The sequence below is a fragment of the Photorhabdus heterorhabditis genome (assembly GCF_001280945.1).
Taxonomy (GTDB): Bacteria; Pseudomonadota; Gammaproteobacteria; order Enterobacterales; family Enterobacteriaceae; genus Photorhabdus; species Photorhabdus heterorhabditis.
On the sequence record NZ_LJCS01000014.1, the window covers coordinates 64,264 to 78,143 of the forward strand.

At 42.7% G+C, this 13,880-nt stretch carries 12 protein-coding genes; 9 read left to right on the top strand and 3 right to left on the bottom strand.

Annotated elements, in window-relative coordinates; genetic code table 11:
* Nucleotides 1–65 precede the first annotated feature (65 nt).
* Nucleotides 66–1,223: an acetylornithine deacetylase gene (gene argE / locus AM629_RS07575; RefSeq protein WP_054477658.1), complete on the bottom strand. Its 1,158-nt coding sequence runs from the start codon at nucleotides 1,221–1,223 to the stop codon at nucleotides 66–68.
* 103 nt (nucleotides 1,224–1,326) lie between these two features.
* Here argE and argC point away from each other — a divergent pair, with 103 nt between their 5' ends.
* From argC to oxyR, 5 genes are all read left to right on the top strand, one after another.
* Nucleotides 1,327–2,331 carry an N-acetyl-gamma-glutamyl-phosphate reductase gene (gene argC, locus AM629_RS07580; protein WP_054477660.1) on the top strand — a complete coding sequence of 335 codons (1,005 nt, stop codon included), beginning with the start codon at nucleotides 1,327–1,329 and terminating at the stop codon, nucleotides 2,329–2,331.
* A 25-nt stretch (nucleotides 2,332–2,356) separates the two neighbouring features.
* Entirely contained in the window at nucleotides 2,357–3,130 is a 774-nt protein-coding gene (gene argB, locus AM629_RS07585; protein ID WP_054477662.1) for an acetylglutamate kinase, read from the top strand.
* A 67-nt stretch (nucleotides 3,131–3,197) separates the two neighbouring features.
* Complete coding sequence (locus AM629_RS07590; protein WP_054477663.1) at nucleotides 3,198–4,412, top strand: argininosuccinate synthase; 1,215 nt, start codon at nucleotides 3,198–3,200, stop codon at nucleotides 4,410–4,412.
* A 151-nt stretch (nucleotides 4,413–4,563) separates the two neighbouring features.
* Entirely contained in the window at nucleotides 4,564–5,946 is a 1,383-nt protein-coding gene (argH, locus tag AM629_RS07595) for an argininosuccinate lyase (RefSeq protein WP_054477665.1), read from the top strand.
* Nucleotides 5,947–6,099: 153 nt separating this feature from the next.
* On the top strand, nucleotides 6,100–7,005 hold the full coding sequence (oxyR, locus tag AM629_RS07600) for a DNA-binding transcriptional regulator OxyR (RefSeq protein WP_054477667.1): 906 nt from the start codon (nucleotides 6,100–6,102) through the stop codon (nucleotides 7,003–7,005).
* Here the strand turns inward: oxyR and sthA are convergent.
* Entirely contained in the window at nucleotides 6,997–8,394 is a 1,398-nt protein-coding gene (gene sthA, locus AM629_RS07605) for a Si-specific NAD(P)(+) transhydrogenase (protein ID WP_054477669.1), read from the bottom strand. The genes oxyR and sthA overlap by 9 nt on opposite strands.
* A gap of 190 nt (nucleotides 8,395–8,584) precedes the next feature.
* Between sthA and fabR the strand changes: the two genes are divergently transcribed.
* Together fabR and AM629_RS07615 are read left to right on the top strand one after the other, a co-directional pair.
* Nucleotides 8,585–9,220: an HTH-type transcriptional repressor FabR gene (fabR, locus tag AM629_RS07610; protein ID WP_166304736.1), complete on the top strand. Its 636-nt coding sequence runs from the start codon at nucleotides 8,585–8,587 to the stop codon at nucleotides 9,218–9,220.
* A gap of 23 nt (nucleotides 9,221–9,243) precedes the next feature.
* Nucleotides 9,244–9,615, top strand: coding sequence for a YijD family membrane protein (locus AM629_RS07615; protein ID WP_054477683.1), 372 nt, complete (start codon nucleotides 9,244–9,246; stop codon nucleotides 9,613–9,615).
* Nucleotides 9,616–9,681: 66 nt separating this feature from the next.
* Here AM629_RS07615 and trmA read toward each other — a convergent pair whose 3' ends face one another.
* Nucleotides 9,682–10,782 carry a tRNA (uridine(54)-C5)-methyltransferase TrmA gene (trmA, locus tag AM629_RS07620; protein WP_054477674.1) on the bottom strand — a complete coding sequence of 367 codons (1,101 nt, stop codon included), beginning with the start codon at nucleotides 10,780–10,782 and terminating at the stop codon, nucleotides 9,682–9,684.
* Nucleotides 10,783–10,966: 184 nt separating this feature from the next.
* Here trmA and btuB point away from each other — a divergent pair, with 184 nt between their 5' ends.
* A complete protein-coding gene (gene btuB / locus AM629_RS07625) occupies nucleotides 10,967–12,826 on the top strand; it encodes a TonB-dependent vitamin B12 receptor BtuB (protein ID WP_054477675.1) in 1,860 nt (619 codons plus the stop codon).
* The gene (gene murI, locus AM629_RS07630) at nucleotides 12,771–13,634 is read left to right on the top strand and encodes a glutamate racemase (protein ID WP_054477676.1); all 864 of its coding nucleotides are present in this window, start codon (nucleotides 12,771–12,773) and stop codon (nucleotides 13,632–13,634) included. Before btuB ends, murI begins: the two co-directional genes overlap by 56 nt.
* Nucleotides 13,635–13,880 lie beyond the last annotated feature (246 nt).

The window sequence follows — 13,880 nt, forward strand, 5'->3', positions numbered from 1 at the left end:
CGTGCTTTTGTTGCTTGCTATAATGTTTGAGTCCTCCTGATTTTTAGGGGGACTCGTTGAAACAACTAATTATTGTTCAGGCAAAAATGATCGACTAATTGAGAAATTATCTTTCTGGTAGGTTCAATGAATGATATATCAATAAACTCGTCTGGCTGGTGTGCCTGTTCAATAGAACCTGGGCCAAGGACTAAAGTTGGACATAATTCCTGAATGAATGGCGCTTCGGTACAATAGTTCACTGTTTCAGCTCTACGGCCTAGCAGTTTTTCTATTACATCAACCATCTTGTGGTCTGTTGGGCATTCATAACCAGGAATGGGGGGATGTAATTCATTGATAGTCAGACGACCAGGCCACCGTTGTTTCACTGGTTCCAAGGCTTCATTTAACAGCCCATTCAAATCTTGTAACGTCAGCCCTGGCAACGGGCGAATATCCATATGCAATTCACAATGTGCACAAATACGGTTCACCGCGTCACCGCCATGAATATAGCCGAAGTTCATTGTCGGGTATGGAATGGCAAACGCTGGATTGTTGTAACGCTCTTTGAGCATATTGCGTAACTCAATTAGATGACCAATAGATTCATGCATCAAATCAATGGCGTTTATCCCACGGGCTGGATCACTAGAGTGTCCTGATTGGCCGATAATGCGGATAGCGTTCGATAAATGTCCTTTGTGTGCACAGATAGGTTGCAATGAAGTCGGTTCACCGATGATAGCGAAATCTGGTCGGATAGTTGCACTGGCTGCAAAATAACGAGCACCAGCCATTGTTGTTTCTTCATCTGCGGTAGCCAGAATGTACAGTGGACGGGTCATCTTACTGACATCAATATCCCGCAAAACATCAATGATAAAAGCGAAAAAGCCTTTCATATCTGCCGTACCCAACCCGTACAGTTTGTTATCGCGTTCTGTTAGGGTGAAAGGATCTTTAGTCCAAAGTCCTTCGTCAAAAGGTACGGTATCAGTGTGTCCACACAGCAGCAACCCACCTGGGCCACTTCCCAGAGTCGCCAGTAAATTATATTTTCCGTAGATTTCGGGTACGGGCTGTATCTCAATCTCGAAACCAATTTCCTTTAACCAGCTTGCCAAGAGGTTGATTAAAGGCTCGTTACTTTGGTCAATGCTGGCATCGTTAGCACTGATAGATGGAGTTGCGATTATCTGCCGAAATATCTCAATAAATGAAGGTAATTTAATGTTCACTGTTGACAGCCTTTATTCATGATAGTATCAATATTCATGCATTTTTTTTGAATAAAAATACATTTATCCCGTTTAAATACTGAGCACAAGGTAAAGATATCTTATGTTGAATACGCTGGTTGTTGGTGCAAGTGGTTATACCGGAGCAGAACTGGCAGCATATCTGCATCGTCACCCGCATACAAATCTGATTGGACTGATGGTTTCTGCCCAAAGTGTTGATGCTGATAAATGCTTCTCAGATTTACATCCACAGTATAAAGGCATCATTGATCTGCCATTGCAACCACTTACTGACGTCACTGATGCTGCTAAAGGCGTTGATGTGGTGTTCCTTGCCACCGCCCATGAGGTCAGTCATGACATTGTGCCAGCGTTTCTGGCAGCTGGTTGCATAGTGTTCGATCTTTCTGGTGCCTATCGCGTACAAAATACTCAGATTTATCAACAATACTATGGATTCAAACATAAATATATTCAATGGTTAGAACAAGCTGCATATGGACTTGCTGAATGGCAGGATGAAAAAGTCAAACAGGCCCAGTTGATTGCCGTTCCGGGGTGTTATCCAACAGTTTCTCAACTCTCCCTGAAGCCACTACTGGAAAATGGCTTGTTAGATACTAACCACTGGCCGGTGATTAATGCCATCAGTGGCGTGAGTGGGGCAGGGCGGAAAGCTACCATGACTAACAGTTTTTGTGAGGTCAGCTTGCAACCTTATGGGATATTTACTCATCGTCATCAACCAGAGATTGAGGAACATCTGGGTACCAGAGTAATTTTCACTCCACATCTTGGGAATTTCGTGCGGGGTATTCTTGCCACAATTACCTGTAAATTGAAGCCAGGTGTTACTTCAGGGCAGATTAATGAGGCTTATCAGCAGGCATATAAAGATAAGCCATTAGTGCGGCTCTACAGCAAAGGGGTACCGGCGCTGAAATCGGTGGTTGGATTGCCATTCTGTGATATCGGTTTTGTTGTACAGGGTGATCACCTGGTTATTGTGGGTACTGAGGATAATCTCTTGAAAGGTGCATCAGCTCAGGCGATTCAGTGTATGAATATACGTTTTGGGTTTGAAGAAACTCAGGCATTACTTTAATTATTGGCGTGAGGGAGTAGAGCAGATGGAACCTTTAGTCATAAAGTTAGGTGGCGTGTTACTGGATAATGAAGAAGCACTAGAACGTGTATTTACTGCATTACAGGAGTATCGGAAAACACACAAACGTCAGTTGGTTATTGTTCATGGTGGTGGTTATCTGGTAGATGAAATGATGCAGAAGTTGCAACTGCCCGTGGTGAAAGAGCTAGGATTGCGGGTGACACCATCTGATCAAATTGGGATTATCACTGGAGCACTGGCAGGTACAGCCAATAAAACTCTGCTGTCGTGGGCGACTAAATATCAGTTGGCATCAGTTGGATTATATTTAGGCGATGGTAATGTAGTCACAGTTTCCCAACTGAGTGAAGAGCTAGGGCATGTAGGAAAAGCGATGCCAGGTGATGCTAACTTGCTGAAAATTTTGCTGGATGCTGGCTATATGCCGATTATCAGTTCGATTGGTGTGACTGATAAAGGGGAACTGATGAATGTGAATGCGGATCAAGCAGCGACGGCGATAGCTCAAACGTTGTCTGCTGATCTGGTACTGCTGTCTGATGTTAGTGGGATTCTGGATGGTAAAGGGCAGAAGATATCTGACATGAATGCTCAAAAAGCAGAGCAACTTATTATACAAGGCATCATTACTAACGGCATGATTGTGAAGGTGAATGCAGCTCTAGATGCAGCTAGGACATTAGGTCGCCCAGTAGATATCGCCAGTTGGCGTCATGCGGACCAACTGACTGCTTTATTTAACGGTATTCCCGTCGGTACTCGTATTCTGGCTTAAATCAGTTTGATTAATTTTCGGCAAGGTTTTGCTGATGAACAACAACGGAATTTCAAAGGGTAACTTCATGCATACTAAAGACATTAAGAAAATAGTTCTCGCATATTCTGGTGGTTTGGATACTTCTGCCATTATTCCTTGGTTGAAAGAACATTATGACAACTGTGAAGTTGTCGCTTTTGTCGCAGATGTAGGCCAAAGCCGTGAAGACTTGGAGGGGGTGGAGCAGAAAGCTCTGCGCTCTGGTGCATCGGCCTGTCACGTTGTCGATCTACGTGAAGCGTTCATCAAAGATTATGTTTATCCGGTACTGAAAACTGGTGCGTTGTATGAAGGTAGCTATTTACTGGGAACTTCAATGGCGCGGCCAATTATTGCTAAAGCACAGGTTGAACTAGCGCTGCAAGTGGGAGCAGATGCACTGGCTCATGGTGCAACAGGTAAGGGCAACGATCAAGTTCGATTTGAAAGTACTTATACTGCATTAGCTCCCCAGTTGAAAGTGGTAGCACCTTGGAGAGAGTGGGATTTACGTTCTCGTGAAGCATTGTTGGATTATTTGAAAGAGCGGGATATTCCGACTACAGCAACATTAGAGAAGATCTACAGTCGTGATGAGAATGCATGGCATATTTCTACAGAAGGTGGAGTATTGGAAAGTACCTGGAATGCATCTAATAAAGATTGCTGGGTATGGACGGTAGAGCCAGAAGAAGCACCAAATGAAGCTGAGCTGGTAAACGTCACTATTGAGAAAGGCGAAGTGGTTGGGGTTAATGGTAAGGAACTGTCTCCATATCAATGCCTTGAGGAGTTGAATATTTTAGGTGCAAAACATGGTATCGGTCGGATCGATATCGTGGAAAATCGCTTGGTAGGTATGAAATCCCGTGGCTGTTATGAAACTCCAGGAGGAACTATCATGATGGCTGCGTTGCGTGGTGTCGAACAATTGGTTTTGGACCGTGATAGTTTTAAATGGCGTCAACAACTTGGATTGGAAATGTCTTATGTCGTTTATGACGGACGTTGGTTTGCACCGTTGCGTCAGTCTATTCAAGCAGCTGCTGAAGTTTTGGCAACAGATGTTAGCGGTGAAGTGGTACTGAAACTCTATAAAGGTCAGGTGACAGCTATCCAGAAGAAATCAGCAAACAGCCTTTATTCTGAAGAATTTGCAACGTTTGGTGAAGATGAAGTCTATGATCACAGCCATGCAGAAGGGTTTATTCGTCTGTATTCTCTCCCTTCACGTATTAGGGCATTAAATAGTAAGAAGTAAGTTCATCGTCCATGGTAACGGGAATAATGGCCAGATTGTGAATCCATCCTTGGGTTGACTCTTCTGGCCTATTATTTCCACTTTGTGAATGAAATTGCGGTTTATAAAAAGGCAATAATCACTCAGACATCAGATAATCAGGAACGAAAATATGGCACTTTGGGGTGGACGTTTCAGTCAGGAAGCAGATCAACAGTTCAAACAGTTTAACGATTCATTACGTTTTGATTACCGGCTGGTAGAACAGGATATTACGGGGTCAGTTGCATGGTCAAAAGCGTTGGTAACGGTTGATGTACTGACGGCTGAGGAACAACAAAAACTGGAACTGGCATTAAATGAGCTACTAAACGAAGTGCAAGCTAATCCACGAGCTATCTTGCAAAGTAATGCAGAAGATATTCATAGTTGGGTGGAAGAGCAGTTGATCAGCAAAGTCGGTGATTTGGGTAAAAAGCTCCATACTGGCCGTAGCCGTAATGATCAGGTGGCGACAGATTTAAAACTTTGGTGTAAAAAGCAAATTACGCATATTCATCATGCAATTGTGGAATTACAGCAGGCATTGGTTATTACCGCAGAGAATAATCAAGATGCGGTGATGCCAGGCTATACTCATCTGCAAAGAGCACAGCCTGTCACATTTGCTCACTGGTGCCTAGCTTATACAGAAATGTTGGCTCGTGATGAAAGCCGATTACAGGATGCGTTAAAACGACTGGATATTAGCCCGCTTGGATGTGGAGCGTTGGCAGGAACTGCTTATGATATTGACCGCGAACAACTTGCATCGTGGTTGGGTTTTGCTTCTGCGACCCGTAACAGCCTGGATAGTGTTTCAGATCGTGACCATGTATTGGAATTGTTATCTGATGCTAGCATCAGCATGATCCACCTCTCTCGTTTCGCTGAAGACCTCATTTTCTTTAACAGTGGCGAAGCAGGGTTTATTGAACTGTCCGATCGGGTGACTTCCGGTTCTTCTCTGATGCCCCAGAAGAAAAACCCAGATGCATTGGAGTTAATTCGTGGGAAATGTGGCCGGGTCCAAGGTGCATTGACTGGTATGATGATGACTTTGAAGGGCTTACCACTTGCCTATAATAAAGATATGCAGGAGGACAAAGAGGGGTTGTTCGATGCGTTAGACACTTGGTTGGGTTGCTTGCATATGGCTGCGCTGGTGTTGGATGGCATACAGGTGAGGCGTTCACGTTGTGAAGAAGCAGCTAAACAAGGCTATGCCAACGCAACCGAACTGGCTGATTATTTGGTCGTAAAAGGTGTTCCATTCCGTGAAGCCCACCATATTGTCGGGGAAATCGTGGTTATGGCGCTTGCTCAAGGGGAAGCACTGGAAGCGTTGTCATTAGTAGAGTTGCAGAAATTCAGCCGTACAATTACTGAAGATGTATACGATATTTTGTCTCTGCAATCTTGTCTGGATAAGCGCCTTGCAAAAGGTGGCGTATCACGAAGACAGGTCATGAAAGCGATTTCAGATGCTAAACAGAGGTTGAAACTAGATCAGTAATAGCCAGCAGGGGGTATGAATATATCTCCTGTAAAAATAAATAAGATCTTTACATATAAGTTTTTAAGGATTATCTGATAGTCTTTTCCTCACATTGATATAATTATTTATTGGTAGTTTCTATCACTTATATTAAATATGTTGAGGTTGGGAATGAATATCCGTGATCTGGAATATCTTGTGGCTCTTGCGGAGCATCGGCACTTTCGCCATGCTGCCGATTCTTGCCACGTCAGCCAACCTACGTTGAGCGGGCAAATTCGTAAGCTCGAGGATGAGCTAGGTGTAATGCTATTGGAGCGTACCAGCCGCAAGGTTTTGTTCACTCAGCAAGGGATGTTATTAGTGGAACAAGCTAAAACGGTTCTCCGTGAGGTTAAGATCTTGCAGGAAATGGCGTCACTTCAGGGGGAAAATATGTCTGGCCCTCTGCATATTGGTTTGATCCCGACAATTGGCCCATATCTGTTACCCCATATTATTCCTGAGCTGCATTATTTGTTCCCTAAGCTGGAAATGTATCTGCATGAAGCTCAGACGCAAAGCCTGTTAGGCCAGTTACATAGTGGCAAATTGGATTGTGCGATTCTGGCTATGGTTAAGGAGACGGAAGCTTTCATTGAAGTTCCGCTGTTTGAAGAACTCATGAAATTAGCAATCTATGATGGTCATCTCTGGGCAGATCGAGAAAAAGTCTCTATGGATGAATTGGCCGGTGAGAAATTGTTGATGCTAGAAGATGGTCATTGTTTGCGCGATCAGGCAATGGGTTTCTGTTTTCAGGCTGGAGCGAAAGAAGATACCCATTTCCGTGCAACCAGCTTGGAAACTCTGCGTAATATGGTTGCTGCTGGTAGTGGAATTACGTTATTGCCTGACTTAGCAGTTCCGCAGGAGAGAAAACGTGATGGTGTCTGTTATCTGAAATGTAGCAACCCTGAACCTAAACGGTCTGTCATTTTGATTTATCGCCCTGGCTCACCTCTGCGTAGTCGCTATGAGCAATTGGCAGAGGCGATTAAAGCTAAAATGAATGCTTGTTACGGGCAATCAAAATAGCCGGTTCAGGCCATTCAAGGCAGCGACACGATAGGCTTCAGCCATGGTTGGATAGTTGAAAGTAGTATTGACGAAATATTCGATAGTATTACTTTCACCTTTTTGTTCCATAATAGCCTGACCGATATGAATGATTTCAGCAGCACGCTCCCCGAAGCAGTGAATTCCAAGAATCTCTTTTGTTTCTCTGTGAAACAATATTTTCAAACTTCCTACGTTCATCCCTGCAATTTGAGCGCGCGCAAGATGTTTAAATTGTGCGCGCCCAACTTCGTAAGGCACTTTCATCGCAGTTAATTGTTGTTCTGTTTTTCCTACAGAGCTGATTTCAGGAATGGTATAGATACCTGTTGGAATATCTTCAATTAGATGAGCCTCTGCACTGCCTTTGGTCATCGCTTGAGCGGCAATTCGGCCCTGATCATAAGCGGCGGATGCCAGGCTTGGATAACCGATAACATCTCCTACGGCATAGATATTTTCGTTGTTGGTTTGATAGATCTTATTGACCTTTAATAAACCACGGCTATCTGCTTCCAGGCCCACATTTTTCAGTCCTAAAGTATCGGTATTGCCTGTTCGACCGTTAGCATAAAGTAGACAATCAGCTTTGACTTTTTTACCGGATTTGAGATGAACAATAACACCATCATCAACCCCTTCAATTTTAGAATATTCTTCATTGTGACGGATCACAACACCGCTATTCCAGAAATGGTAGGAAAGTGCGTCTGACATTTCTTGATCAAGGAAAGCCAGCAAGTAGTCACGGGTATTGATTAAATCAACTTTCACGCCTAATCCACGGAAAATTGAAGCATATTCACAACCAATCACCCCAGCGCCATAAATAATGACATGCCGTGGTTCATGATCCAGTTTCAGAATTGAATCACTGTTATAAATACGTGAATGTGTGAAATCAACATCTGGTGGGCAATAGGGGCGGGAACCTGTTGCGATAATAATCTTATCTGCACTTAAGATATCGTAGTTATCATCGGCATAACGCACACTTACCCGATGTTCATCGATAAAAGTGGCTTCCCCGGAAAACATACGGCACCCGTTGCGCTCGTAAAATCCCTGACGCATTTTAGTTTGCTGATTGATGACAATTTCGGCACGGCGTAAGATTTCGGCAAATGAAGAACGAAGAATGCGGGAGTTATCACTGTACAGCGGATTTTGGTTAAATTCTATAATACGGCTGACAGCGTGGCGGAGGGCTTTGGACGGGATAGTACCCCAATGAGTACAACCACCTCCGACATTATTATAGCGTTCAATAACTGCAACGCTTTTACCCTGTTTCACCAGTCCCATTGCTGCTCCTTCCCCTCCGGGGCCGGAGCCAATGACAATGGCGTCAAAATGAATATGTTGCATAGAGGAAAGACCTGTTTTTACACAAAGTTACAACGCCATATTAACATTGGTTGACTTAATAACCCAAACGCCATAAAGATTTAGTGTCGCAGTTTCATGGTGAAACAGATCAGTATCAGTGACATGATAAGAGTATCATCATAAAATTTGATTATATTCAGACAGAGATATCAGGATTCGTGTGAGTAACATTACTGGCGTCAGAGCGAAACAGAAAGAAAAAACCCGCCGTTCATTGATCGAAGCTGCATTCAGTCAACTGAGTGCTGAAAGGAGTTTTACCAGCCTTAGCTTGCGTGAAGTTGCCCGTGAAGCAGGTATTGCGCCAACGTCATTTTATCGTCATTTCCGTGACGTTGATGAATTGGGACTGACTATGGTTGATGAGAGTGGCTTGATGCTACGTCAGTTAATGAGGCAAGCCCGGCAACGTATTGCTAAAGGTGGCAGCGTCATCCGTACTTCTGTTTCAACTTTTATGGAATTTATTGGTAATAATCCAAACGCATTCCGATTATTATTACGTGAGCGCTCAGGTACTTCTGCTGAATTCCGGGCCGCTGTAGCACGGGAAATCCAACATTTTATTGCTGAGCTGGCAGACTATTTGGAGCAGGAAAGTCATATGCCGAGACATTTTACTGAAGTGCAGGCAGAGGCAATGGTAACAATAGTATTCAGTGCAGGTGCAGAAGCACTGGATATTGATTTGGAGAAAAGACAGCGTTTGGAAGAACGTTTAGTCTTGCAACTACGGATGATTGCTAAAGGTGCATATTATTGGTATCGCAGAGAAATGAATCCACCGGACCCTAAACTTAAATAACTATGAAGAAGGAGAACGAAATGATGGAACAATACCGCCAGGACAAAAGTACATTGTTACTTGCTTTGATTGTCGGATTAGCAACTAATGGAACGTTTTCAGCAGTTTTTAGCTCAGTTGTTTCTTTTTCAGTTTTCCCACTGATAACACTGGTTTTATCAATTTACTGTCTCCATCAGCGCTATTTGAATTACTCAATGCCAGATGGGATGCCTAAGTTGGTTGTCGCCTGCTTCCTGTTAGGATTATTTAGTTATAGTGCAATTATCAGGGTTGAATATCCTGAAATTGGTTCTAATTTTCTACCTGCGGTAATTGGTACCGTATTGGTGTTCTGGATTTATAGAAAAGTCAAAATCCGTAAAAACCAGGCAATTGTGGAAGGTTGCGATTAGTTGGTCAAAAGTGCCGCAAGGATGAAAAATATTTGCGGCGCTTTTGTTTTATATAGCAGCTAAATATTAACTTAATTTTTCCAAAAGTACGCCACATTCCATATGATGTGTATAAGGGAACTGGTCGAATAGAGCTACGCGACTGATTTTATGCGTTTGGGTTAATGTTTCTAGGTTGTGGCAAAGAGTTTCCGGGTTGCAGGAAATATAAAGAATTCGCGGATATGCCTGGACCATTTCAACGGTTTTTTTATCAAGGCCGCTACGTGGTGGATCGACAAAAATGGTTTCACATTGATAGCTTTTCAAATCGATACCTTTAAGACGATTAAATTCGCGTTCGCCATTCATTGCTTGAGTAAATTCTTCGGCTGACATGCGGATAATTTGCACATTATCAATATTGTTGGCCGCGATATTATATTGAGCTGCTGCAACAGATGGCTTAGCAATTTCTGTTGCTAGTACTCTTTCAAAATTTTGAGCTAGCGCCAGAGAAAAATTGCCATTACCGCAGTAAAGTTCAAGTAAATCGCCTTTTGAACCTTTGGTAATATCAATTGCCCATTCGAGCATATGAATATTGACGCTAGCATTTGGCTGGGTGAAACTGTTTTCCACTTGGCGGTAGATCATTTTCCGACCTGCAACAGGTAAAACTTCATCAATATAATCATGATTCAATATGATTTTAGTTTTAGCTGTTCTGCCAATGAGTTCGACATCAAACCCTTTATTTCTTAACTCATTACGTAGTTTTAATGCTTGTTGTGTCCATTCGTCACCCAATTTCTTGTGATACAGCAGAGAAACGAGGATTTTATTACTGCAAGTGGATAGATAATCAATCTGAAATAGCTTATAGCGCAGGGTTTGTTCAGACCTAATGGAGTCAATTAATACTTCCATCATTTTGTTGATTAAGTTACTAGCAACAGGGAATTGAGTAATGCGAATGCGCTGTTTCGTTTGTTGCTCAAACATAATGTGGTACAAATCATCCTGCTCATGCCAAATACGAAATTCTGCCCGCATTCTGTAATGAGATACTGGTGAACGGAAAACCTCTGGCTCCGGGGTCTGGAAAGACGCCATCATGCTTTTTAAGCGGCTTACTTTCTCTGTAAGTTGTTGTTCATAACTTTCCGTTGGCAGGGGATTTTGCATTATGTTTGTTCTCTTATATCTGTAGTAAGAAAAATTTTCGTGCGAAATTGTAGGGAAAGAACAAAGGATGTCCAGTTTTCTTATTTACTCATGCATGATCTTGTCTATGCTTACTATTATGAATAGGTTCAATGCTTCGTCGTAGCGTGTCCTTCTAACAATAAATTGTGGGATGTTTTCTCTCATGATAAATAAAAACCGATTTTTATTATCCGTTGTTTCAATCGTGGTGATCTCCGGTTGGAATCATTCCTCTGTTGCGGAGGGGCGGCAGGATTCATTGGTTGTTACGGCAAGTAGGTTTAAACAGCCTGTTTCAAGCATACTGGCTCCTTATACTGTTGTAACTCGAGATGAAATTGAGCGTTGGCAGTCAAATAGCGTAGCCGATATCTTACGCCGCCTGCCTGGTGTTGATATTGCGCGAAATGGTGGCATCGGGCAGCTTAGTTCTCTATTTATCCGCGGTACTGACTCTCGTCATGTATTGGTGCTGATGGACGGAATACGTCTAAATCAGGCCGGTGTCAGTGGTTCCTCTGATTTAAGCCAAATACCTATATCATTGGTTCAGAAAATTGAGTATATCCGTGGACCTCGTTCAGCTGTTTATGGCTCTGATGCGATTGGTGGTGTTATCAATATCATTACGACCAGAGAGAAACCGGGAACTAACCTCAACGTAAGTATCGGCTCACATGGTTACCAGATTTATGAGGGCGCAACCCAGCGAAAGTTGGCCGAAAATACTGTCATGACAGCAGCAGCTAGCTATACTTATACTAAAGGATATGATGTTGTTTCTGCTGGTAATACCGGTGGTTTCAGACAACCTGACCGTGATGGTTTTATGAGTAAAATGCTCTGGTTGGGAATAGAGCAAAAATTTAATGAGCAATTCAGCGGATTTGCCCGTACTTATGGCTATGATAATAGAACATCTTATGATGCCGATGTTAACTGGAATTATCCATATGCCAGGCCGGATACCCGTGAACTTTATAGCCGTCACTATGACGTAGGAATCCGATTTAACCAAGGGAGTTATTCGTCCCAACTAATCACAAGTTATGATTATATAAAAGACTATGACTTTGATCCTAAATATGGACGCTATGACAAGTCCGCTACTCTGGGTGATTCTGAACAATATAACCTGCAATGGGGAAATACTTTTCAGTTATATCAGGGAATGGTGAGTACTGGTGTAGATTTTCAAAAACAGTCCATAGACGCAGGAACAAGTTATATTCCGACGAGTGAAACGGTACGTAATACAGGAATATATCTGACAGCACAGCAGCAATTAAAAGATTTGGTTCTAGAAGGTGCCATTCGTTCAGATAAACATTCAGAAGCTGGCTGGAATACTACATGGCAAACCAGTGCAGGCTGGGAGTTTATTGAAGGTTATCGTTTGATTGTTTCTTATGGCACGGCGTTTAAAGCGCCGACGCTAAGTCAGATGTATGGTTTTGGTGGAAATCACGATTTGAAACCCGAAGAAAGTAAACAATGGGAAGGTGGTATTGAAGGTGTAGCTGGCTTGCTGAGTTGGCGTCTTTCTGTATATCGTAATGATATTGAGCAATTGATCGATTATACAAATAGTCACTACCACAATATTGGCAAAGTAAGAATTAAAGGTGTTGAGTGGACAGGATCAATGGATACCGGCATATTCCAGCATCAACTGACATTACAATATATTGAGCCACGTAATAGTGAAACTAATGAAATTTTAACTCGTCGTGCGAAGCAACAAGTGAAATATCAACTTGACTGGCAGTTATATGATTTTGATTGGGGGTTAACCTATCAATATCTGGGGCAGCGTTATGATAACGATTTCAGTACATATCCCGCTCAAAAAGTGAAATTAGGTGGTGTTAGCTTCTGGGATTTAGCTGTTTCATATCCGGTCACCTCTCACTTAACAATTCGTGGTAGAATAGCCAACCTGCTTGATAAAGATTACGAGACAGTTTATGGCTATCGCACTCCAGGACGTGAATACTACCTCACTGGGAGCTATAACTTCTGATTTGAATAAATTCGCCCGTCCGACAGTTTTAATATTTGACTCTGGTGTAGGTGGCTTATCTGTTTACCAAGAGATCCGGCAATTACTACCGGATCTCCACTATATGTATGTTTTTGATAATGAAGCATTCCCTTACGGTGAGAAGTCGGAAGAATTTATTGTTGAACGAGTCGTTAAAATTGTTGACGCTGTTCAGAAAAAACACCCATTGGCAATAGTCGTTATTGCGTGCAACACAGCAAGTACAGTTAGTTTGCCAGCTCTGCGCGAACGGTTCGGTTTCCCAGTGGTTGGAGTGGTTCCGGCAATAAAACCCGCGGCAAAGTTAACCCGTAATAGAATTATTGGATTGTTGGCTACTAGAGCGACAGTTAATCGCGTCTATACAAAAGAATTGATCGAAAGATTTGCGACAGATTGCCGGATTGAATCTATAGGCTCTGCTGAATTGGTAGAATTGGCTGAAGTTAAATTGCATGGTGGTGAGGTTTCTTTCGACACTTTAAAAAGAATATTGAAACCTTGGCTCAGAATGAAAGAACCACCCGATACGGTAGTATTGGGTTGTACTCATTTTCCACTATTGGCAGAAGAACTAGTTCAAATATTACCTAATGGTACACGCTTAATTGACTCTGGCGCCGCCATTGCCCGAAGAACGGCATGGCTGGTTAAGCATCAAGAAAACTTGGTTTGTACTTCAGTAGATAGTCTTGCTTATTGTATGAAAATGAATATTGATACTGATGCATTAATCCCCGTTTTGCAGGTATATGGATTCTCAAAACTAGAACAGCTGGCGACTTAAGTTAAATTTGCCGAAATAATCAGCTGTCGTTAACTTTTTTCAAATAAACACTTGCCAGCGCCGAAGAACGCCCTATAATGCGCCACCACTGACCGACACAACGCTAAGAAAACGTGTGGGGTTGGGCAGGGGAGCGCAAATAAGCGCTTGACTCTGCGGGCAAAAAGCGTAATATACGCAGCCCGGCTGACCGAGAATATCAAATTTTAAGGTGGCCTGCTCTTTAACAATTAATCAGACAATCTG

Coding starts and splice junctions, on each gene's coding strand:
- murI (WP_054477676.1), top strand. CDS start 12,771: ATGGCTATCGCACTCCAGGACGTGAATACTACCTCACTGGGAGCTATA.
- argH (WP_054477665.1), top strand. CDS start 4,564: ATGGCACTTTGGGGTGGACGTTTCAGTCAGGAAGCAGATCAACAGTTC.
- AM629_RS07615 (WP_054477683.1), top strand. CDS start 9,244: ATGGAACAATACCGCCAGGACAAAAGTACATTGTTACTTGCTTTGATT.
- argC (WP_054477660.1), top strand. CDS start 1,327: ATGTTGAATACGCTGGTTGTTGGTGCAAGTGGTTATACCGGAGCAGAA.
- argB (WP_054477662.1), top strand. CDS start 2,357: ATGGAACCTTTAGTCATAAAGTTAGGTGGCGTGTTACTGGATAATGAA.
- trmA (WP_054477674.1), bottom strand. CDS start 10,782: ATGCAAAATCCCCTGCCAACGGAAAGTTATGAACAACAACTTACAGAG.
- btuB (WP_054477675.1), top strand. CDS start 10,967: ATGATAAATAAAAACCGATTTTTATTATCCGTTGTTTCAATCGTGGTG.
- sthA (WP_054477669.1), bottom strand. CDS start 8,394: ATGCAACATATTCATTTTGACGCCATTGTCATTGGCTCCGGCCCCGGA.
- AM629_RS07590 (WP_054477663.1), top strand. CDS start 3,198: ATGCATACTAAAGACATTAAGAAAATAGTTCTCGCATATTCTGGTGGT.
- oxyR (WP_054477667.1), top strand. CDS start 6,100: ATGAATATCCGTGATCTGGAATATCTTGTGGCTCTTGCGGAGCATCGG.